The organism is Streptomyces sp. NPDC085927 (assembly GCF_044540975.1).
GTDB classification, from domain to species: Bacteria; Actinomycetota; Actinomycetes; order Streptomycetales; family Streptomycetaceae; genus Streptomyces; species Streptomyces hirsutus.
In genome coordinates, this window is record NZ_JBITSN010000005.1 from 257030 (window position 1) to 278599 (window position 21570).

At 72.5% G+C, this 21570-nt stretch carries 16 protein-coding genes; 9 read left to right on the plus strand and 7 right to left on the minus strand.

Annotation, left to right across the window (positions count from 1 at the left end; all coding sequences use genetic code 11):
* The first annotated feature begins 88 nt into the window (after positions 1-88).
* Positions 89-2458 (plus strand): glycoside hydrolase family 65 protein, encoded by a 2370-nt coding sequence (locus tag ACIF80_RS15755; protein WP_399804561.1) that lies wholly within the window; start codon positions 89-91, stop codon positions 2456-2458.
* Between the two features lie 20 nt (positions 2459-2478).
* On the opposite strand, the gene ACIF80_RS15760 is transcribed toward ACIF80_RS15755, so the two are convergent.
* From ACIF80_RS15760 to ACIF80_RS15770, 3 genes are all read right to left on the minus strand, one after another.
* A complete protein-coding gene (locus ACIF80_RS15760; protein WP_399804564.1) occupies positions 2479-2976 on the minus strand; it encodes a lamin tail domain-containing protein in 498 nt (165 codons plus the stop codon).
* Between the two features lie 242 nt (positions 2977-3218).
* Positions 3219-4586 (minus strand): FAD-dependent oxidoreductase, encoded by a 1368-nt coding sequence (locus ACIF80_RS15765; protein ID WP_399804567.1) that lies wholly within the window; start codon positions 4584-4586, stop codon positions 3219-3221.
* A 144-nt stretch (positions 4587-4730) separates the two neighbouring features.
* Positions 4731-7457: a SpoIIE family protein phosphatase gene (locus ACIF80_RS15770; protein ID WP_399804569.1), complete on the minus strand. Its 2727-nt coding sequence runs from the start codon at positions 7455-7457 to the stop codon at positions 4731-4733.
* A gap of 181 nt (positions 7458-7638) precedes the next feature.
* Here ACIF80_RS15770 and ACIF80_RS15775 point away from each other — a divergent pair, with 181 nt between their 5' ends.
* On the plus strand, positions 7639-7779 hold the full coding sequence (locus ACIF80_RS15775; RefSeq protein ID WP_399804572.1) for a hypothetical protein: 141 nt from the start codon (positions 7639-7641) through the stop codon (positions 7777-7779).
* Between the two features lie 147 nt (positions 7780-7926).
* On the opposite strand, the gene ACIF80_RS15780 is transcribed toward ACIF80_RS15775, so the two are convergent.
* A complete protein-coding gene (locus tag ACIF80_RS15780; protein ID WP_399804574.1) occupies positions 7927-8385 on the minus strand; it encodes a hypothetical protein in 459 nt (152 codons plus the stop codon).
* Positions 8386-8936: 551 nt separating this feature from the next.
* Between ACIF80_RS15780 and ACIF80_RS15785 the strand changes: the two genes are divergently transcribed.
* Positions 8937-9167, plus strand: a complete 231-nt coding sequence (locus ACIF80_RS15785) for a DUF397 domain-containing protein (RefSeq protein ID WP_381356847.1) — start codon at positions 8937-8939, stop codon at positions 9165-9167.
* Positions 9168-9360: 193 nt separating this feature from the next.
* The gene (locus ACIF80_RS15790) at positions 9361-10293 is read left to right on the plus strand and encodes a helix-turn-helix domain-containing protein (RefSeq protein WP_399804575.1); all 933 of its coding nucleotides are present in this window, start codon (positions 9361-9363) and stop codon (positions 10291-10293) included.
* Positions 10294-10396: 103 nt separating this feature from the next.
* On the opposite strand, the gene ACIF80_RS15795 is transcribed toward ACIF80_RS15790, so the two are convergent.
* Positions 10397-11218: an SAM-dependent methyltransferase gene (locus ACIF80_RS15795; RefSeq protein WP_399804578.1), complete on the minus strand. Its 822-nt coding sequence runs from the start codon at positions 11216-11218 to the stop codon at positions 10397-10399.
* 280 nt (positions 11219-11498) lie between these two features.
* On the opposite strand from ACIF80_RS15795, the gene ACIF80_RS15800 reads away from it, so the two are divergent.
* Positions 11499-13202 carry a tetratricopeptide repeat protein gene (locus ACIF80_RS15800; RefSeq protein ID WP_399805271.1) on the plus strand — a complete coding sequence of 568 codons (1704 nt, stop codon included), beginning with the start codon at positions 11499-11501 and terminating at the stop codon, positions 13200-13202.
* Between the two features lie 78 nt (positions 13203-13280).
* On the opposite strand, the gene ACIF80_RS15805 is transcribed toward ACIF80_RS15800, so the two are convergent.
* Positions 13281-13421, minus strand: coding sequence for a hypothetical protein (locus ACIF80_RS15805; protein ID WP_399804581.1), 141 nt, complete (start codon positions 13419-13421; stop codon positions 13281-13283).
* 498 nt (positions 13422-13919) lie between these two features.
* Here ACIF80_RS15805 and ACIF80_RS15810 point away from each other — a divergent pair, with 498 nt between their 5' ends.
* The 3 genes from ACIF80_RS15810 to ACIF80_RS15820 all read left to right on the plus strand — a co-directional run bounded on the left by ACIF80_RS15810 (position 13920) and on the right by ACIF80_RS15820 (position 19419).
* Positions 13920-14858, plus strand: coding sequence for an alpha/beta hydrolase (locus ACIF80_RS15810; protein WP_399804584.1), 939 nt, complete (start codon positions 13920-13922; stop codon positions 14856-14858).
* 222 nt (positions 14859-15080) lie between these two features.
* The gene (locus ACIF80_RS15815; RefSeq protein WP_399804585.1) at positions 15081-18020 is read left to right on the plus strand and encodes a LuxR C-terminal-related transcriptional regulator; all 2940 of its coding nucleotides are present in this window, start codon (positions 15081-15083) and stop codon (positions 18018-18020) included.
* Between the two features lie 142 nt (positions 18021-18162).
* Positions 18163-19419: a helix-turn-helix domain-containing protein gene (locus ACIF80_RS15820; protein ID WP_399804588.1), complete on the plus strand. Its 1257-nt coding sequence runs from the start codon at positions 18163-18165 to the stop codon at positions 19417-19419.
* Between the two features lie 25 nt (positions 19420-19444).
* Here the strand turns inward: ACIF80_RS15820 and ACIF80_RS15825 are convergent, their stop codons facing one another.
* Positions 19445-20647, minus strand: coding sequence for an erythromycin esterase family protein (locus tag ACIF80_RS15825; RefSeq protein WP_399804590.1), 1203 nt, complete (start codon positions 20645-20647; stop codon positions 19445-19447).
* 58 nt (positions 20648-20705) lie between these two features.
* Here ACIF80_RS15825 and ACIF80_RS15830 point away from each other — a divergent pair, with 58 nt between their 5' ends.
* Positions 20706-21431: a TioE family transcriptional regulator gene (locus ACIF80_RS15830; RefSeq protein WP_399804592.1), complete on the plus strand. Its 726-nt coding sequence runs from the start codon at positions 20706-20708 to the stop codon at positions 21429-21431.
* The last annotated feature ends 139 nt before the right edge of the window (positions 21432-21570 follow it).

Consider the following 21570-nt stretch of genomic DNA (forward strand, 5'->3'; position numbering starts at 1 on the left):
CCCGATGCGTGTTCCTGTCCTGTACGGGGGTACCCCGTGCGGAACCACCGGAGCCCTCCGCTGGACCTCCTGGGGAAGGAGCGCCGACGTGACCGGCTGGATCTGGGAGTACGAGGGATACGACCCCGCCGAGGTGCGCCTTCGGGAGTCGCTGTGCACGCTCGGCAACGGTTTCTTCGCCACCCGGGGGGCGCTGCCGGAATGCGTCGCCGACGACGTGCACTACCCGGGGACGTACGCGGCCGGCTGCTACGACCGGCTCACCTCCGAGGTGGCCGGACGGCGCGTCGAGAACGAGGACCTCGTCAACCTGCCCAACTGGCTGCCCCTGCGGTTCCGGCTGCCCGGAGGGCCGTGGCTCACCCCCGAAACGGCGACCGTGCTCGACCACCGTGAGACCCTCCGGATCTCCTCGGGACTGCTGGAGCGGCTGACCCGGTACGACCTGGGGGAGGGACGGGTCCTGAGGGTGCGTCAGGAGCGCCTGGTGCACATGGCCGACCCCCATCTGGCCGCGCTGCGCACCGAGTTCACGGCCGAGCGGTACTCCGGCGCACTCGAGGTCGAGGCGGCCCTCGACGGTGGCATCACCAACGCGGGGGTGGCCCGCTACCGGGACCTGGACGGCCGGCATCTGGCCCATGCGCACAGTGGCAGCGCGGCACCGGACACCGTGTGGCTGCACTGCCGCACCCGTACCTCCGACATCCGGATCGCCCTCGCGTCCCGGTTGTTCTCCGAGGCGCCCGTCACCTTCCGCAAGGAGAACCCGCGGGCCGTCCAGCTGAGCCGGCTGCACCTGACCGCGGGCCGTACGGTGACCGTGGACAAGATCGTCGCCCTGTACACCTCGCGCGACCCGGCCATCAGCGACCCCCTGCACGCCGCCGTCGACCGGGTGGGCCGCGTCGCCCGCTTCGAGGAGCTGCTGGAGTCCCACCGGACGGCCTGGGGCCAGCTGTGGCGCCGGGGCGAACTGGACGTGCCCGGTGAGGCAGGCGCCATCCTGCGCCTGCACCTCTTCCACGTGCTGCAGACCCTCTCCCCGCACACCGCCGACCTGGACGTCGGCGTACCGGCCCGCGGGCTGCACGGCGAGGCCTACCGCGGGCACGTCTTCTGGGACGAACTGTTCGTGCTGCCCTACCTCAACCTTCACTTCCCCGAGGTCTCCAGAGCCCTGCTGCACTACCGGCACCGACGCCTCGACCGGGCCCGCACCGCCGCCCGGGACGCCGGCCGCCGAGGGGCCATGTTCCCCTGGCAGAGCGGCAGCGACGGCCGGGAGGAGGCCCAGCAGCTCCACCTCAACCCGCGGTCGGGCCACTGGCTGCCCGACCACTCCCGCCTCCAGCACCATGTGGGATCGGCGATCGCGTACAACGTGTGGCAGTACTGCGAGGCCACCGGCGACGCCGAGTTCCTGCACACCAAGGGCGCCGAACTGCTGCTGCAGATCTCCCGCTTCTGGTCGGACGCCGCCGCCTACGACCCACTCCTGGGCCGGTACCGCATCAAGGGCGTGATGGGTCCCGACGAGTACCACGACGCCTACCCCGACGCCGCCGATCCCGGACTGGACGACAACGCGTACACCAACGTCACCGCGGCCTGGGTGCTCGCCCACACCCTCGACGTGCTGCGCACCCTGCCCGAGCCCCGCCGGCGGGAACTCGACGAACGCACCGGCCTGGACCGGAGCGAACTCGAGAAGTGGGAGGAGGTCTCCCGCGCCCTGCACGTACCGTTCCACGACGGCGTCATCAGCCAGTTCGAGGGATACGGAAAGCTCGCCGAGCTCGACTGGCAGGAGTACCGGCGGCGCTACGAGGACATCCGGCGCCTGGACCGGATCCTGGAGGGCGAGGGCGACACCGTCAACCGCTACCGGGCCTCGAAGCAGGCGGACGTCCTGATGCTCGGGTATCTGTTCTCCCCGGCCGAACTGCAGGGCCTCTTCCGGCGGCTGGGCTACCAGCTGGACGAGGCGACCTGGCGGCTGACGGTGGACCACTACCTGCACCGCACCAGCCACGGGTCCACGCTCAGCGGCCTCGTCCACGGCTGGGTGCTGGCCCGGGACCGGCGCGCCGAGGCCTGGACGTTCTGCCAGGAGGCCCTGCGCGGGGACATCGCCGACGTCCAGGGCGGCACCACCGGTGAGGGCATCCATCTCGGCGCCATGGCCGGCACGCTCGACCTGGTCCAGCGCGGGCTGCCGGGCCTGGAGACGCGCGACGGCGGGCTGCGACTGGACCCGGTGCCCCTGCCGGAGCTGTCCTCCTACGGTTTCACCCTGCGCTACCGCGGCCACTGGGGCGTCCGGCTGCGGCTGGAAAGCGGACGTCTGGAGATCGCCGTGCCGGCGTCGGGACCAGGGCCCGTCGACGTACGCCTCCCGGACCTCACGGCCCGCCTCCAGCCGGGGGAGACGGGCCACCTGCCCCTGCCGGACTGACGGTCCGGCAGGGGGAGCGGTCACTTGTGGAACGATATGTACCCGTTGCCGTCCCGGTCGGAGCCGCGCTTGGTGTACGCGTGCACGTCGGCGCGGCTGCCCGTGGGCTTGACGAGGTAGATCGTGTCCTTGTCGTTGTTCCAGATGAAGTTGCAGTTGTTGCGGTAGGCGACGTTGTTCTTGTCGGAGTCGGTGCCGTTGCCGCCGCGCAGCTTCACGTAGTCACGGGGCTCGAGGTAGTGGTTGGTCCTGAAGACGAACCGGTTGCCGGTGGCGTCCTTGACGACGTATCCCTTGAGGTTCACGGTCTTCGTCGACGAGTAGTTCTTGATCGTCAGGTACTCGTGACGGGTGTTGCCCGTGGAGCACTTGTTGGAGTCGGGCCCCGGAGCGTCGTACTGGACGCCACGGACCTTGAGCGCGGAGTCGTACTCCGCGGCGTGCGCCGGAACGGCCGTCAGTGCGGCCAGGGCTCCCACGACTGCGGTGGTGGCGACGGCAGCGGTGCGTATACGCATGAACTCATCCCCCCTGCATGACCCTTGCGTGAGGATCATGTGGTTGTTCGGTGAAAGATCGGATAGTACACAACCCCGGGCGCGTCCGCACCGTCCGGGCCCCGGAACGAGCGGGTCTCACGGCCCCCGCGGGGACGACGGCCCCCCGGACCCGAAGGACCCCGCGGACGCGACGGAGCGCCCGCCCGGTCCGTGAGGACCGAACGGGCGCTCGGTGGTACGTCGTTGCGACCGCTGTCAGTTCACGCGCCGCTCTCCCGCAGCATGTCCTCGCGTTCGACGAGCTTCACGCGCTCGCGTCCCTGCGGCTCGCCCAGCGCCTTCTCCGCGGCGTCCAGCTTGTACCAGCCGTCCCAGGTGGTGTAGCGGACGGAGTGCTCGGCGAGGAACGCGTCCACGGCCTCGGGCTCGGGCGTCGCGGGCGTCTGCAGCCGTCCGTTCGCGAAGTCGTCCAGCAGGTTCGCCACGGTCTCGTTGGCGTCGCCCTTGGTGTGGCCGATCAGGCCGATGGGGCCGCGCCGGATCCAGCCGGTGACGTACGTGGACGTCAGGTGCTCGCCGTTCTCCTGGACGACCCGGCCGCCCTCGTCGGGCACGGTGCCGGAGTCGATGTCCCAGGGCAGCTTGGGGAGCTTGTCGGAGAGGTAGCCCACCGCGCGGTAGACCGCGGTGACGTCCCAGTCCTTGAACTGGCCGGTGCCCTTGACGTTGCCGGTGCCGTCGAGCTCGGTGCGCTCGGTGCGCAGGCCGGTCACCCTGCCGTCCTCGCCGAGGATCTCCGACGGCGACTCGAAGAAGTGCAGGAACAGCTTGTGCGGGCGGTCGCCGACATCGCGGATCGCCCACTTCTCCAGCGTCTTCGCGACCATGTCGGCCTGCTTGTTGCCGCGCCGGGTGGCGATCGAACCCTCGTCGTAGTCGATGTCCTCGGGGTCGACGACGACCTCGATGCTGGGGGAGTGGTCCAGCTCCCGCAGCTCCATCGGGCTGAACTTCGCCTGCGCCGGGCCGCGGCGGCCGAAGACGTGGATCTCGCGCGCCTTGTTGGCCTGCAGTCCCTCGTGGACGTTCGGCGGGATCTCCGTCGGCAGCAGTTCCTCCGCCGTCTTGGCGAGGATGCGCGCGACGTCGAGGGCGACGTTGCCGACCCCCAGCACGGCGACCTTCTCCGCCTCCAGCGGCCAGGTGCGCGGCACGTCCGGGTGGCCGTCGTACCAGGAGACGAAGTCGGCGGCGCCGTAGGAACCGTCGAGGTCGATGCCCGGGACGGAGGACATCGCCCGGTCGGCGGTCGCGCCGGTGGCGAAGATCACGGCGTCGTAGAACGCGCGCAGGTCGTCGAGGTGGATGTCGGTGCCGTAGTCCACGTTGCCGAACAGCCGGATCTGCGGCTTGTCGAGCACCTGGTGCAGGGCCGTGATGATGCCCTTGATCCGCGGGTGGTCGGGAGCGACGCCGTAGCGGATCAGACCGAACGGCGCCGGCATGCGCTCGAAGATGTCGATCGAGACACCCGGGTCGGCGGCAACGTCGGACTTGAGCAGGGCGTCGGCGGCGTAGATCCCGGCGGGGCCGGATCCCACGACGGCTACCCGCAGGGGGCGGGGCATGGTCAGGTTCCCTTCGAGCGGTGACAAGAGCCTCTCCGGGAATCCTAAACTAAGGCATACCTAACCTGGTACGCGGGTCCGGTCTATGAGCTCATAAGCGGGCCTTATGACTTCATGCGCGGATCCCCGGGCAGCCGCCGTGGATCACGGGATGGGCTGCTCGGCCCAGATGATCTTACCGGTCGGCAGATACCTGGTGCCCCACCGCTCCGCCAGCTGCGCCACCAGGAACAGGCCGCGCCCGCCCTCGTCGTTCATGGTCGCGTACCGCAGATGGGGCGAGGTGCTGCTGCTGTCGAGGACCTCGCAGATCAGATTGCGGTCGCGCAGCATCCGTACCTCGATGGGGTCGCCGCCGTAGCGGATCGCGTTGGTGACCAGCTCGCTCAGGATCAGCTCCGTGGTGAAGACCAGCTCGTCCAGGCCCCAGTCGGACAGCTTCCGCGCGATCGTGGCGCGCACCTCGGCGACCGCCGCCGGGTCGGACGGCACCGGCCACCGCGCGATCCGGTCCTCGGTGAGCGCCTGGGTACGCGCCACGAGCAGGGCGATGTCGTCCCGCGCCCTGGCCGGACGCCGGGACTCCAGCACGGCCCGGCAGGTGTCCTCGGGGGAGTCCCCGGCTTGGGCCAGAGCCTTGCGCAGCAGTTCCAGACCGACGTCGATGTCGTGGTTCCGGTCCTCGACGAGCCCGTCCGTGTACAGGACCAGCCGGCTGCCCTGCGCCAGCTCCAGCTCGGCCGTCTCGAACGGCAGCCCGCCCAGCCCCAGGGGCGGGCCGACGGGCACGTCCGCGTACTCCACGGTGCCGTCCGGATGGATCAGCGCGGGCGGCGGATGGCCCGCCCGGGCGACGGTGCAGCGCCGGGTGACCGGGTCGTAGACGGCGTACAGGCAGGTCGCCCCGGTCACCGGAGCGCTGTGCTCGTCCTCCGTCTCGTCCTGGTCGATGCGGCTGACCAGCTCGTCCAGCAGGCCCAGCAGCTCGTCGGGCGGCAGGTCGAGCGCCGAGAAGTTGTGCACCGCGGTGCGCAGCCGCCCCATGGTGGCCGCCGCGTGCAGCCCGTGCCCGACGACGTCGCCGACCACGAGCGCGACCCGCGCACCGGACAGCGGCAGGACGTCGAACCAGTCGCCGCCCACCCCGGCCTGCGCGGGCAGATAGCGGTAGGCGATCTCCAGGGCGCTCTGCTCGGGCAGGCTGCGCGGCAGCAGACTGCGCTGGAGCGTCACCGCCATGCTGTGCTCGCGCGTGTACCGGCGGGCGTTGTCGATGGACACCGCGGCCCGCGCGACCAGCTCCTCCGCCAGGGCCAGCTCCTCCTCGTCGAAGGGCTCGGGCCTCTCGGCACGCCAGAAGCTGACCACGCCCAGCACCAGGGAACCGGCCCGCAGCGGCACGGTGATCAGCGAGTGGATGCCGTACGCCACGATCTGTCCGGAGCGCTCCAGGTCCTGCGCCCGCCACCCCGGAGCCTCGCTCAGCCGGGGCTCGACGAACGGCCGCCCGGAGGTCAGGCTGCGGCCCTGCGGGGACGACCCGACGAACCGGGTCTGGGTGCCCACCGGGTACAGCGGGGCATCCTTGTGGATACCGGCCGACGCCGTGCGGCGCACCGACCCCGCCGCGTCCGGTTCACCGCCGGCCAGCACCGTCTCGAACAGGTCCACCGTGGCGAAGTCCGCGAACCGCGGTACGGCCAGTTCCGTCAGCTCCTCGGCCGTGCGGGTCACGTCCAGGCTGGTCCCGATCCCCACGCCGGCGTCGTAGAGCATGTCGAGCCGTTCCCGCGCGGTCTCCGCCCGGCCGGAGAGGGCACGCAGTTCGGTGGAGTCACGGACCGTGGCGACGCTGCCGGGCGGGCCCCCGGCACGGTCGGTGGAACGCTGGTTGACCGCCAGCAGCCGGTCGCCCACCCGGTGCACCTCGTCCGTGGCGACCCGCCCCGAGGACAGGAGGCCGGCGGTACCGGGGTCCAGGGAGAGGTCGAGCACGGCGCGGCCCTCCGCGTCCTCGGGCAGCCCGAGCAGCCGGTGCGCCTCGTCGTTGGCGAGGAGCAGGGTGCCGTCGTCGTCGACGATGACCACGCCTTCCCGCACCGAGTGCAGCACGGCGTCGTGGTGCTCGTACATGCGGGTCATCTCGTGCGGGCCCAGGCCGTGGGTCTGCCGCAGCAGACGTCTGCTGATCAGGGCCGCGCCGGTGGTGGCCAGCGCGAGTGCGGCGGCCCCCGCGGCCAGGACCAGCGGCAACTGGTCCTCGGCGACGCCGCCGACGTTCTCGGTCGTGATGCCGGCCGACACGAGACCCACCACGACGCCGTCGGGGTTGTTCACCGGCACGACAACCTGGACCAGCGGGCCGAGGGTGCCGGTGATCTCCTCGGTCACGGGCCGTCCGGCCAGCGCGGGCTGGAAGGTGCCGACGAACTTCTTGCCGATCCGGTCCGTCCTGGGGTGCGTGTAGCGGATGCCGTCGGTGTTCATGACGACGACGAAGTCGACCTCGGCCTGTTTGCGGATGGCCTCCGTGCGCGGCTGGAGCAGGAGGGTGGGATCGGGGGACTCGAGTGCCTCGACGATGCCCGGCGAGTGGGCCAGGGTCTCCGCCACGGCGAGGGAGCGGCTGCGGGCCTCCAGGGTGCTGTCGTGCCGTACTTGCAGCACCAGCGCGACCACGGCGGACACGACCAGCAGCAGCACGATCACGACATGCAGGATGAAGACCTGTCCGGCGACGCTGCGCGCGCTCAGCAGGGGCCGGAGCCACTCCGGTGGGCGCCACCGCGAGCCACCGCCCCCCTGCCGCTGCTGACGTACGGAAGCCGTGGTGCTGGGCCGCTGGGGCGACCGGGCCGGGGATCGACCCATCAGTCGGACCATGTGCCGAGCTTACCTACAGGCCGGAACCGTGCGCCTTCGGCCGGACGGGGGCGGTGCGGCCGGGAAATGAGCGGGCCGCACGGGAACGGCCGGCACCTGTCGAAAGCACCGGTTTCCGATCGACGTGAGAGCGAAGGCAGTACGTCCCACGACTTCAGGAGGATCCATCATGACCGTCACCGCGGACATGGCCGTCCCCTCGACGATGCGGCTCTTCGGGGCGGCGAGCGCCGGGCGGCGGTCCCTCGAGGTGGTCAGGGTGGTCGAATCGCCCGTCGCCACCCACCTGAAGTACCGCTTCGTGAAGTAGCCCGCAACGGATCACTTCCCGGTGCGGGCGGCCGGTCCGCACCGGCCCCACGGACCGCGCGACCGGTGGTGCGTTACCGGTCGCGCGGTCCGCTCCCCGTGCCACGGGCCCCTTCGGCGCTCGTCCCCCACGGCGCTCGAACGGGGCTCATTCGGCCAGCGCGCGGGCCAGCTCCGTCGTGGCACGGGCGATCTTGGTGTCCTGGTCGTCCATCAGGCGGCTCAGGTCGCCCCGCCGGGCGCGCACCGCCTGCCGGGCGGCCCGCTCCCAGACGACCGGGTTCTCGCGGTGATTGAGCAGCTTGGGATACGCGGCGGCGGTGCTCTCCCACTGCCGGGCGTCGGCGATGGCCTTGAGCAGCTGGATGATCCCGGCACGACAGGTCACATGCGGCAGCTGCGCCAGCTCCCAGAGGAAGGGGACCGTGGCGGCCGTCGCCTGCTCCACCACGAAGCCGTACTGGCAGATCCGTTTCCGCAGATCCTCCAGGGCCGCCCGGGCCGTTTCGGCGTCCCCCCAGGCGATGCCGTTGAGCAGCAGGGGGATGGCCGCCGCGGATCCGGTGGAGTCCTGGATGTCGCGCCACGGCACGCGGGACAGCGACATGAGCGGTGTCGTACGGGCCATTCCGGTCGGGGACGTGTGGCGCACAGGGCGCTCGCTGCTCGGCTGTTCCGTAGAAGCGCTGCGCATCGCGTGAGTGCCTTTCGCGGCGGTCGTGTCGAGTGGGGGGAAGTCAGGCGGACGGCCGGGCCCGGCCCGGCCCGTCCTGCCCGCCGGGGGCATCGGCACCGGGAGAACCTCCGTGTCCGGTCTCCCGGCCTGCTGCGGCACCGCGCCGGGCAGGAGGATCCCGGCAGGTGCGGCCGGGACGCGGCCACGCGTCCGTACGGCGGCGCCGGCGGCCGGCCGGATCACTTGGTGCACAGGTGAGGACACTCCGTCTCCCCGATGCGACGTCAGGACAGGGCGCCAACAAGGGGGTTGACGCTCCGGCTATTATCCACGCCGAGAGCGTTCGCGTGCAATTGCACGAGAAATTGCGTGAAGTTTTTTTCGGGGCGGACCGGGGCGGATCGAGTGCGATCCGGCCGGGCCCGCCCCGGCGAACGGCCGGGCACCGCCCGGCGGTACACAGGAACAGCAAGGAGGCTGCGGTGCCAGGAGTGCGCAACGGAGTGCGGGCGAGTTCCCTGGACGCCTGCTGGATCAAGAGCCGGCACAGCAACGCCGAGGGCAACTGCGTCGAGGTGGCCCCGCTGGACGACGGGGGTGTGGCGATGCGCAACTCCCGCGACCCCGACGGACCCGCCCTGGTCTACACGCCGGCGGAACTGGCGGCATTCCTGGCCGGCGCGAAGGACGGCGAATTCGACCACCTGGTCTGATGCGCCCCGTGCGGTGCGCACCGGCCGGCGTGATGCGGCAGTCCGGCCCGCTCCGCCGCGGCGACGCACGGCCGGGGAAGCGAAGCGGAGTCCAACTACCCACTTCTGCAGGGCTTCTGTGGGGTGCCTACGCCGCGGCCCGTCGAGATGCGATAGTGTAAACCGCCCTTGTGCCGGTCTGCTGGGAGCCAGGATGTCCGCCGCGTCGCCTCGTATCTCCCGTCTGGAGCCCTATCTGGACCGGCCCGAGCCGGCCCCGACCCTGCTGAAGATGCTGGTCGGCGTGCAGTTGGCGGGCTTCCGCGAGGACGCCGGACTGGCCCAGGACCAGGCGGCGCGCTCCGTCGGCTTCAGTGCGGCGAAGCTGTCCCGCATCGAGTCCGGCAAGGGCCGCCGCCCGCCCACCGAGAGCGACGTCCGGGCCCTGCTCGAGCTGTACGGCACCGACGACTACGAGGCCTCGGTGCTGGTCAAACTGCTTCAGCGGGCCGGAGAGCCGGGCTGGTGGCAGCGGTACGACAAGCGGCTGATGCCCGAGTGGTTCGACCGGCTGGTCGGACTGCAGGAGGCCGCCGCCACCATCCGTACCTTCGAGATCCAGTACGTCCCCGGCCTGCTGCAGACCGCGGCCTACACCCGTGCGGTGGTGGAGCGCGGTCTGCCCAACGCACCGGCGGGCGAGGTGCAGCGCCGCGTCGAACTCCGGATGCGGCGGGCCGAGCTGCTGGCGCGGAAGGGCGCCCCGCAACTGTGGGCGGTCATCGACGAGTCGGTTCTGCTGCGTGTGCTGGGCGGTGCCGAGGTGATGCGTGAGCAGCTCACCCATCTCATGCGGATGGCCGAGCGCCCCAACGTCACGGTGCAGATCGTGCCGTTGAGCGTGACGAACGCGTCGGCTCCCGCCATCCCGGTGACGTATCTGCGCTTCGGCGGCCTCGATCTGCCCGACGTGGTCTACCTGGAACACATCAGGAGCGCCAACTTCCTCGAGGACCTCGACGAGACGGAGGAGTACCGGATCGCGCTGGACCGTCTCGCCGACGAGGCGCTGCGGCCCCGTGAATCCCTGGATCTGCTGCGCGCCACGATGCGGGACCGCTACCCGGAGCCGCAGTCCGGGGCGTAGCGCCAGGGGCCGGAACACCGCGCGGACGCCCGTCCCCGATCACCGGGGACGGGCGTCCGCGTGTCCGTGGCCGCGCGTCGGCGGCACGCGTGCCGCGGGGAGCCTACAGCGGGATCCGGCCCACGCCGCCGAACTCGACCCACTCCTTGGTGAGCTGACGGGGCGCCACCTCGGTGTCCGGACGCCAGGTGGAGACCTCCACCAGGCCCGGCTCCAGGATCTCCAGGCCCTCGAAGTACGAGGCGACGTCGCTCTCCTGCCGCACCCGGCCCCAGTGCCCCTGGGTCGCCCGGTCCATGAACTCGGTGACGGACTTGCGGACCTCGGGGTCCTCGCTGACCAGCTGGCACATCACGAGGAAGCTGCCCGGCGCGAGCCGTTCCCGGACCCGGCGCGCCACGGCGATCGGGCCGTCGGTGTCGCTGTCCGGGATGCAGTGGAACACGCTGTTGAACAGCACGCAGGCCGGCTGCGAGAAGTCGATCAGACGCTGCGTCTCGGCGTGGTCGAAGATCGCCTCGGTCTCCCGCATGTCGGCCTGGATGACCACCGTGCGCTCGTCCTGCTCCAGCAGTGCGCGTCCGTGCACCAGCACCATCGGGTCGTTGTCGACGTACACCACATGGGTGGTCGGGTCGATGCGCTGGGCGACCTGGTGGACGTTGTCCTGGGTGGGCAGACCGGAACCGTGGTCGAGGTACTGCCGGATCCCGTACTCCTGCGTGAGGACCCGGACGACCCGCTGGAGGAAGCGCCGGTTGTTCAGGGCCAGACGGCGCGTACTGGGCACCACCCGGTCGAGCTCTTCCACGGCGGCACGGTCGGCCGCGTAGTTGTCCTTGCCGCCCAGATAGTAGTCGTACATGCGCGCGGCTGTCGGCACGGTTGCGTCGATCTCGGTGGACAGCTGATTGCCGGTGTGCATCGTTCCCCCTGCGGAGTGCCGCGCCAACTGGACTGGCTGGACAGGGAATACATCCTAGGGAGCCTCGCACGAGTCGGACCAGCCCATCGGCGAACAAGACCCTGGAGGAAGGGCGTGACCATCGTTGTCATCACCCGGTGTCTCCGGGCGGGCGCACTGCGTCAACGCCCGCATCGGCGCAGGTGTGCCGGTATCGTCGGTTTCGTTCCCGTCGACGCGTGTGGCGGGTGAGGCCGGTCGGCCGACTCGGCCGCTTCCCCGGGAGGGAGCCATGGACATCATGGACGACTACTACGACCTGGGCACCTACCGCCGCCCCGTGACGACCGCCGTGGCTGAGGCCCAACTCTGGTTCGATCGCGGCTTGTTGTGGGCCTATGCGTTCAACCACGAGGAAGCGGTCGCCTGCTTCGAGAAGGCTGCCGCGGCCGACCCGGACTGCGCCATGGCCTACTGGGGCATCGCCTACGCCCTGGGCCCCAACTACAACAAGCCCTGGGAGGCCTTCGACGGCGACGACCTCGTCCGTAGCGTCGAACGCACCCATGCCGCGGTCGAATCGGCGCACGAGAAGGCCGCGGGAGCCACCCCTGTGGAGCGGGCCCTCATCGGCGCCCTGCGCGCCCGCTACCCCCAGGGGCGGGCCGTCGAGGACTGCTCGGTGTGGAACGGGCCCTACGCGGACCGCATGCTCGCGGTGTACGAGAGCGCCCCCGACGACCCGGACGTCGCCGTGCTCTGCGCGGACGCCCTGATGAACCTCACCCCCTGGCAGCTGTGGGACCTGAGGACCGGCCTTCCCGCCGCGGGCGCCCGCACCCTGGAGGCCAAGGCCGTACTCGACCGGGCGCTCGCCGGTGACAGCGGTGCCCGGCACCCCGGCGTCGTGCACCTGTACATCCACCTGATGGAGATGTCCCCCACGCCGGAAGCGGCCCTCATGGTCGCCGACCGGCTGCGCGGCGCCGTGCCCGACGCCGGACATCTGCACCACATGCCCTCGCACCTCGAGGTGCTGTGCGGCGACTACCGCCGGGTCGTGTCCGACAACACCCTCGCGATCGCCGCCGACGAGAAGTACCTCGCGCGGGCCGGAGCCATGAACTTCTACACCCTCTACCGCGCCCACAACCACCACTTCAGGATCTACGGTGCCATGTTCGCGGGCCTCTCGAAGACCGCCCTGGACGCCGCCGCACAGCTCGAAGCCTCCGTCCCCGAGGAACTGCTCAGGGTGCAGAGCCCGCCGATGGCCGACTGGCTCGAGGGCTTTCTGGCGATGCGCTTCCACGTCCTGATCCGCTTCGGCCGCTGGGACGACATCCTGGCGCTGCCGTTCCCCGCCGACCCGGCGCTGTACTGCGCGACCACCGCGATGCTCCACTACGCCCGTGGCGTCGCCCTCTCGGCGACCGGCGACATCGAGAGGGCCGAGGCCGAGCGGGAGAGCTTTTGCGCCGCGGTGGGCCGGGTGCCTCAAACACGGATGCTGTTCAACAACACCTGCCAGGACATCCTCACCATCGCGGCCGCGATGCTGGACGGTGAACTGGCCTACCGCAAGGGCGACTACGACGAGGCGTTCGCCGCACTGGAGCGGTCCGTCGAACTGGACGACAACCTTCCCTACGACGAGCCCTGGGGCTGGATGCAGCCCACCCGGCACGCGTACGGGGCCCTGCTGCTGGAACAGGGCCGGGTCGACGACGCGGAGGCGATCTACCGCGCGGACCTCGGCCTCGACTCCACCCTGCCCCGGCCGCTGCAACACCCGGGGAACGTCTGGGCGTTGCACGGGTTCCACGAGTGCCTGACGCGTACCGGCAGGACGGGTGAGGCCGCGCTCGTGGCCCAACAGCTCAAGGCGGCGGCCGCGTTGGCGGACGTACCGATCGAGGCGTCCTGCTTCTGCCGGCTGGACACCCGTCCGGCGGCCTCCGACGCGCACGCGGACGCCGGTGGGGACGGGTGCCACTGCGCCTGAGCCGTAGACCCGGTACGGCCGGACGCCCCGGTGCCGGGGCGTCCGGGGTGTCCGGGGCGAATCGGCGTGCCGGAGCCGTCAGCTGGCTTCCACGACCTCCTGGAACGACTCCATGCAGGGGAAGCAGTGGCGGTCCGTCGCGTCCCGCCGACGGGGTTCGTCCTCCTTCTCCACCCCGCACAGCGTGGTCGTTCTGTCGGTGGTCAGAACATGCCACACAGGCTCCCCCGAAGTGTCCGCACCGCACCACATCTCGTGCATTCCCAGCTCCCTCCGGGTAGGCAGGCCGCTTCCATACGAGCACGGCGCGGGCCGACGCGGCGTCCGGAGAGGGCCATGCGGGTGATGTGGGGGGCGAGTGCGTTTCCGTACGGCGGTCACCGTTGGCGCCGGCCCCGACGGTGACCGCATCTCCTGGTCCACCCCGGCTTTCCCTGCGCATACGGTGCCGGGCGCCGCCGGCCACCGCTGCCCACCGCTCCGCCCGCTGCCCCGCCCGCCGATGGACCGCTCCGCCCGCCGACGGGCCGGTGCGCCGTCGGCGGGTGGAGCGACGAGACCGGTGAGATTGCCGGTCCGCGCGGACTCCTTCCTCTCCGACAGTGGCAACCGCCAGCCCACCGGCGGCGCCCACGGCCGGCGCACGGTCACATCCCACGTCGTACCCCCGTGCACCGGCCACCGGGCGGCCCGCCGCCACAGAGAGGACTCCCCGCCGTGCACCAGCACCCCCACACCAGCACCGCAGGCCCGACCGCGCGCCCCTCCCGCACCCGGCGCGGCAGGACCGGACGGTTCGCCGGACTGGCCGCGGCCGTCGCCGCCGTCGTCGGCCTGAGCACCCTCACCGGTCCCGGCGCCCACGCCGCGGACAACCCCTACGAGCGCGGTCCGGCCCCGACGGAGGCCGGCATCGAGGCGCTGCGCGGCCCGTACTCCGTCTCCGAGACCTCGGTCTCCTCGCTCTCCGTCACCGGCTTCGGAGGGGGCACCATCTACTACCCGAGCAGCACCGCCGACGGCACGTTCGGCGCGATCGCCATCTCACCCGGCTTCACCGCCTACGAGTCCTCCATCGCCTGGCTGGGCCCGCGCCTGGCCTCCCAGGGTTTCGTCGTGTTCACCATCGACACGAACACCACCCTCGACCAACCCGACTCCCGCGGCGACCAGTTGCTCGCCGCACTGGACTACCTCACCGGGCGCAGCGCGGTCCGCGGCCGTATCGACAGCAGCCGCCTCGGCGTCATGGGCCACTCGATGGGCGGCGGCGGCAGCCTCGAGGCGGCGAAGGACCGTACGTCGCTCCAGGCGGCGATCCCGCTGACCCCCTGGAACCTCGACAAGACGTGGCCCGAGGTCAGGACGCCCACCCTGATCTTCGGGGCCGACGGCGACACGGTCGCCCCGGTCTCCAGCCACGCCGAACCCCTGTACACCGGCCTGCCGTCCTCCCTCGACCGGGCCTACCTGGAGCTGAACAACGCCACCCACTTCACGCCCAACTCGAACAACACGACGATCGCGAAGTACAGCATTTCGTGGCTGAAGCGATTCATCGACAACGACACCCGCTACGAGCGCTTCCTGTGCCCGCTGCCGCAGCGGAGCCTCACCATCGACGAGTCACGGGGGAACTGCCCGCACACCTCCTGACACCCCGTCGGACACCGACAGACCCGGTGGCGGCCCGCGTACGACGCGGGCCGCCACCGGCGTTGTGCGGGTGCACCGCCGGGGGACCGCCCGCTTGGGCGGCGGCACACGCCGCCCGCCGCGCATCTCGTGAGAAGCCCCAGGTGGAACGGCGGACGGGCCGCCTCCGGCACCCGGACGGACACCTTCCACCGCTTCTTACGCGTAAGTAACCTCACGGAAATGACCGGACAGACGACCCGTGGATCCGCTCCGCTCCGGTACCGCGCGGGACCCCGACGGCAGGCGTTCGCCGCCCTGCTGGACGGGCTGCGCACCGACGGCGGCGCCCATGTCGTGACCGGCGAACCCGGCGGCGGCCGTACGGCCTTCCTGGAGTTCGCGGCACGCGCCTTTTGCGCCGGACCGGTGTGGCACGTCCGCGCCGAACCGGCCTGTTCCCCGCAGCCCCACAGCGGTCTGCGCACCCTGCTGCGCGCCGCCCGCCACGTCGGGCGCGCCCCCGGCGACGGCACGGCGGGGGAGGTGCTCCTGGACATCCTGCGGGCGGCGTCCGCCCGTTCACCCCTGCTGGTGTGCGTGGACGACGCGCACCTGTGGGACGCCGCCTCACGCGCCGCACTGGGCCGGGTGGCCGCGCGGGTGCACGCGGCGGACGGCGTCCACCGGGTGGGCCTGCTCATCACCGTGCCCGGACACCGGCCCGTGGAAAGGGAATGGGCGACACTGCCGGTGCTGGAACTCACCCCGCTCACGCCCGGGGACGCGGCCGGACTGCTGCACGACCTGACGGACGGCGCCGTCGACCCGGTCGTCCGCGACGAGCTGGTGACCGAGGCGCAGGGCAACCCCGCGCTGCTGCTGGCCCTGGCCCACCGCCTCTCGCCCGCCCAGCTTCGCGGCGACCACGCGCTGCCCCGCCCCCTGGCCGACACCGGGACGCTGACCGCCGTCGCGGACGGATGTCTGAACGGCCAACGGGCCGACCGGGCCGACCTGTTGCTTGCCGTCGCGGCGGCGATGCGTGCCACGGGGGAGCAGGACGCCGAGGCCGCACTCGTACAGCAGGCGACGAACGGCCTCCGCGGCCGGGACGAGGACGTACCTCCCGGACCGTCCGGGCCGCCGCAGGCGCCCGAGCTGCTCGCGGTCCCCGGGGGCCGGCTCCGGTTCCGCAGCCCGCTGGTCGGCAGGGCGGTGTACGCCGGTGCCCCGTCCGGACGCCGCCGTGCCGCGCACCGCTCGCTGGCCGCGGCACACCCCGAACCGCACGGCGTGCCCGCACTGCTGCACCGCTCGTGGACCGTCCCCGGCCCCGACGCGGTGCTGGCCGCCGAACTGGAGGCCGCGGCCACCGACTCGACCTCCGGCACACCGTCCGCCCTGCGCCGCACGGCCCAGGTGCGTGCCGCCGAGCTGACGCCGGACGACGCGCAGCGGGCACGGCGTTACACGGCCGCCGCGGAACAGGCCCTCCTCGCCGGGCATCCGCCCGAGGCTCTGCGGCTGCTCGACGCCGCCGGGAGCCGGCCGGCGCCGGCCCCGGTACGCGGCCGCGCCGAACTCCTGCGCGGCAGAGTGCTCCTGGCCGACGGCCCGGTGGACGACGCCCGGGAGTCCTTTCTGCTGGCCGCCGGCCTCCTGGCGGGGCCGGGACCGGCCCGGGCCGACGCGGCGGTCCTCGGCGCGGCGGACGCGGCCTGGGCCGCCGGCGACCGGCAGGGCTGCCTCCGCGTTCTCACCCACGACATCCATGACATCCATGACATCCATGGCGTCTCCGCCCGGGCCGCCGTCACGGGGGCGCTCGATCTCCGTGCCGCGGGTGCGAACCCGACGGGCCCGCAGGAGGCGGTGGCAGGGGAGACGCCCGAGGGCCCTTCGGCCCGCCGCGGCGCCGCCCCGGCGCAGCCCCCCGTTCCCCCGCCCGCCCTGCTCCGCGACCACCGTGACGGCATGCGCGCCGTGCTGCTGGGGCGGTTCGACCTCGCCGCCGCCCCGCTGACCCGGGTGGTGGACCGGGGCCGTCCCGCCACCGAGCCCGAACGACTGCTGCGTTCGGCCGCCGCGGCTCTCATGCTCGGCGACGTCGGCGCCGCCCGCCGGGCCGGGGCGCGGGCCCTGGCGTCGGCACGCACCCTGGGCACAGCCACCCTCGAACCGAGAGCCCTGGAGTACCTTGCCTACGCCGAACTGCGCGCAGGGAGACACCAGTTGGCCCGGACCCATGCCGAGGAAGGGCTGCGCGCCGCGCGCCGAACCGGGCAGCGGAACACGGCCGCGCACCATCACGCGGTACTGGCGCTGGCGGCATCGATCGAGGGCGCCCGGGCGCGCGTCACCGAGCACACGACCGCGGCGCTCACCACGGCCCGGCGGCACGGTCTGGCCCAGGCGGCACTGCTCGCCCAGTGGGCGGCGGCCCGCGCCGACCTGGGCGAGGGCCGCCCGGAGGAGGCCGCCGACCGGCTCGGCCCGCTGGTCCGCCCCGGCGCGCGGCGCGGGCACTTCGCGGTGTGGATGCTCGCCGTTCCCTGCTTCGTGGAGGCCGCCGCACTGGCCGGCCGGCCCGAGGACGCCCGCGCGGTGGTCGAGGACTTCGCGCTGTGGGCCGGCTGCGGCGCCGACCCGCAGGCCCCCGCCCAGCTCCTGCGCTGCCGCGCCCTGCTGGCCGCACCGGAGGCCGCCGACGAGCTGTACCTGCGTGCCCTGGACCGGCACGACGAGACGTCCGGAGACTTCGAACGGGCCCGTACCGAACTGCTGCACGGAAAGTGGCTGCGCCGCCGGCGCAGACTGCGCGAGGCCCGCGCCCGGCTCGGGGAGGCGCTGGTCGACTTCGAACGCTGCGGCGCGCAGCTCTGGGCACGCCAGGCGGCCGCGGAACTGCGCGCAGGCGGTGTGGCAGCGAGCGGGCCGGGGAGCGGCGGACCGCGCCGGCACGGAGCGCGGGACCTGTCCCTGCTGACCCCGCAGCAACTGCGTATCGCACGGTGTGTCGCCGAAGGCGCCACCAACCGGGAGGTGGCCCTGAGCCTGTCCGTCAGCACCCGTACCGTCGACTACCACCTGCGGAACGTTTTCGCGACGCTCGGCGTCCGCTCCCGGGTCGAACTGGTCCGGCTGGTCGAACAAGCGGAAAAGACCGGTGCACAACTCTAGGGACCGACCGGACGGTATGCCATCCTTCGGGGCAGGACGAGTCGGGTGGCGGCCCGCCCGCGGACCTCGCGACCGGCCCGAAACCGGTACGGGGACCGTCACGCGGGTGCCGCCGGGAAGCCGAGCCTGGGGGAGATGCGCGATGCCACACGCCGTACGGCCACGGAGCCTGCCACGCCCGGGGCCCGTGCCCGCACCACGGGCGCGGGTACCGCGTGTGCGGTCATTGATCGACGCCGACGCGCTGAGCGTGCTGCACCGGGCCGCCCGGGTACTGCTGGACGACCTGCCCCGGCTCTGCGACCAACTGGTCGCCCTGCTCCAGGACCAGGAGCCCGCCTACCGGTCGGCGATCGAGAACGACGCCACCGAGATCTGGCAGGAGGTGCACCGCTCGCTGCGGCACAGCGTCGCCTCGCTGCTGGACCCGCGCGGGGTCAGGGACGCGGCGCGCCGCTGTTCCTGGAAGATCGGCGCCACCCGCGCCGAGCAGGGGCTTCCGCTGGACGCGGTGCTGCACGCCTTCAGGCTGGGCGGCTCCCTGGTGTGGCAGAGCCTGGTGGACGAGACCTCCCGGGCGGCTCCCGAGGACGTGCGGCTGCTGGTGCACGTGGCGTCCGACGTGTGGAACTTCGTCGACGAGCACTGCACCGTCGTGGCGGACTCCTACCGGCAGGCCGAGCGGCAACTGGCCTGGCGGCGGGAGAACAGGGTGCGGCTGCTGGCCGCGGCGCTGCTCGACGGGACCAGCAGGATCGCCGACCTGCCCGAGACCGCGCTGGCGCTGGAGCTGCCGGAGCGCGGCCGGTACGTGGTCGTCGCGGTCGCCGGCGGATTCGCCGCCTGTCCCGGTGCACAGGCGGCGCTCGCTCCGGGTGTGCGCGTGCACTGGCACACGGGCGTGGACACCGACTACGGCATCGCCCTGGTCCCCGACGACACGGAGCCGGTGGTGGAGGACGAACAGCCGCCGGGCGTACGGGTGGGGGTCAGCAGCGCCGTCGAAGGCCTCGCCGCGGTGGGAGAGGCACGCAGGCTGGCGGACACCGCGCTGAGCCTGTGCCCGGAGACCGGTGGCACGGTCCGCCTGACGGAACACCTGCCGGCGGCCCTGGTGGTGTCGTCCCCCGACCTCGGCGCGGCCCTGGCCGACCGGCTGTTCGGCCCGCTGGCACGGCTGGAGCCCGCCGACGCGGAGGTCCTGCTGGACACCCTGGCCACCTGGCTGGCCTGCGACGGATCCGCCCAGCGGGCGAGCAGACGCCTGTACTGCCACCGCAACACCGTCCTCAACCGGCTGCGCCGCTACGAGCAGTTGACCGGTCGTTCCCTCTCCCGTCCCTTCGACCTCGTCGAGGTCACCCTCGCCCTGACCGCCCGCAGGCTCCTCCCGCGCTGACCCGAGCGCCAAGGGGGCTGTACGCCTAGCGCTCCGGGACGTCCTTGACGAACACGATCCCGTCGGCCTTCTCCACCTGGGCCGGGTCGAGGGGGATGTACCCGAACCAGGGGGACACCCGGGGAGCGGGCGGGCCGGAGCCGAGGAGACCGGCCAGCCGGGGACCGCCGGCCAGCCAGCGGTCCTGCGGGAGCGCGTACAGCAGTCCCTCGACGGTGTCCGCGGGCGGAGTGCCCACGTCCCGGTGCCGGAGCGTGCCGATCGCCGTGGCGAGGAACGCGTACTCCGCGCCCAGGCGGGCGTCCACCAGCGCGCCCGCGCTCCACCACTCCACCGGCAGGCCGTCCATCCGCATCTCGCTCCGGCCCCGCTGGAGATGGACGTTGTGGGCATGGACAAGCGCGGGGCCCCGCCCGGCGACGGCGAGAAGGTTGTCGGCCATGATCAGGTCCCGCAGACCCATCAGCAGCGCCATCCGGCCCGGGGACGGGTCGGCCATCGCGTGGTGGTACCGCAGCAGGCCGGTGGCGGTACGCCCGTACAGGCGGGCCCGCTCCCAGGCGTCCCGCGAGGCCGCCCCGATCAGCTGCGGGCCCCGCGCGTCGAGCAGCGCCACCAGGTCGTCGGCGAGCAGCCGCAGCTGATCGGCCTCGGCCGAGCGCCCCACGGACCGGGAGGGGTCCCTCATCGCGGCGGGTTCGGTCCATCGGCCGTCCTCCCCGAGGAGGCGGTCGAGGGTTTTCGCGGTACAGGGGAGCAGGTCCGTGTCCACAGCGGCCGCGAGGCAGGCGTGGAGTGCGGTCAGGGCCTGCCGGGGGCTCGCGGCGCCGGTGATCTCCAGCGGGCCGTCGACACCGGCGAAGCGGAGCCGCTCGGACGCGGGCCGGCCCGTGTTGTACTCCCGCATCCAGCGCACGAGCTCGCGGTTGCTCGTGAAGGCGCCCCACCCGTGGCTGAACCCGCGCTCCATCGCCTCGTCGAGGGTGCCTCTGCCCGAGGTGACGTAGTCGTCCACGACCAGGCCCATCAGGCAGTCGCTCTCGATCGCGATCGTCCGGTAGCCCTCCTCTTCGACGAGCTGCCGGAACAGCTCGTTGCGCAGGTCCAGCAGAGTGTCCTCGCCGTGGGTGGGCTCCCCTAGGGCGAGCAGCCGTGGCCGGCCGGGGAGCAGGTCCATGGCGGCCGTGGCACCGACGGCTCGCACGGCGTCCTTCAACTGAGTAGCCATGCCCTCAACGCTATCGTTGAACTTTCGGTGGAGACTTTCCCGCGATACAGTCCGCCCCGTGGGGCGAAACCTTCAAAGCGGTGAACGGCTGCGGCCGATCGACCTGGCACGCCGCCACGGTCTGTCCACCCAGGCCGTCAGGAACTACGAGCAGGCCGGCATCCTCCCGCCCGCCGACCGCACCCCCCACGGCTACCGCGCCTACACCCCGCTGCACGCACGTGCCCTGGACGCATTCCTCGCCCTGGTGCCCGGCCACGGCCACGCGACGGCGACGGCGATCATGCGGTCCGTGAACCGGGCCGCGGTCGACGAGGCGTTGCGGATCGTCGACGAGAGCCACGCCCAACTGCTCGAGGACCGGCGCACGCTCCGTGCCGTGGAGAACGCCCTCGCCGGCCTGGCGCCCGGCACGGAGACCCACTCCCCGTCCGGGCCCGGTGGCACGTTCATCGGGCCGCTGGCACGCGAGCTCGGAATCCGCCCCGCGACGCTGCGCAAGTGGGAGCGCGCCGGTCTGGTGAGCCCGCGCCGCGACCCGCTGACCGGCTACCGCGTCTACGACGGGGCCGACGAACGCGACGCCCGGCTGGCCCGCCAGCTCCGGCGCGGCGGCCACCCGCTGGAGCAGATCGCCCCGCTCATCGCCCAGGTACGGTCGGCGGGCGGTCTCGAACCCCTGGAAGCCGCACTCCACGACTGGCACGCCCGGCTGTCCGCCCGCGGGCGCGCGATGCTGACCGGGGCCGCCGAACTGGACGCGTACCTCCGCGCACGCGGCTGACCCCCGGCCCTCGGCGTCTGCAGGCTCTCTCCCGGACCCCGGACCCCGGACCCTCGCCGCCCCGGCGCGCCGGAGGCGGCGGTCGTGCCTTCGGGAGGGCGGATCCGCCGCGCTGTTCCGGCCGCGGTCCCGGCGGCGG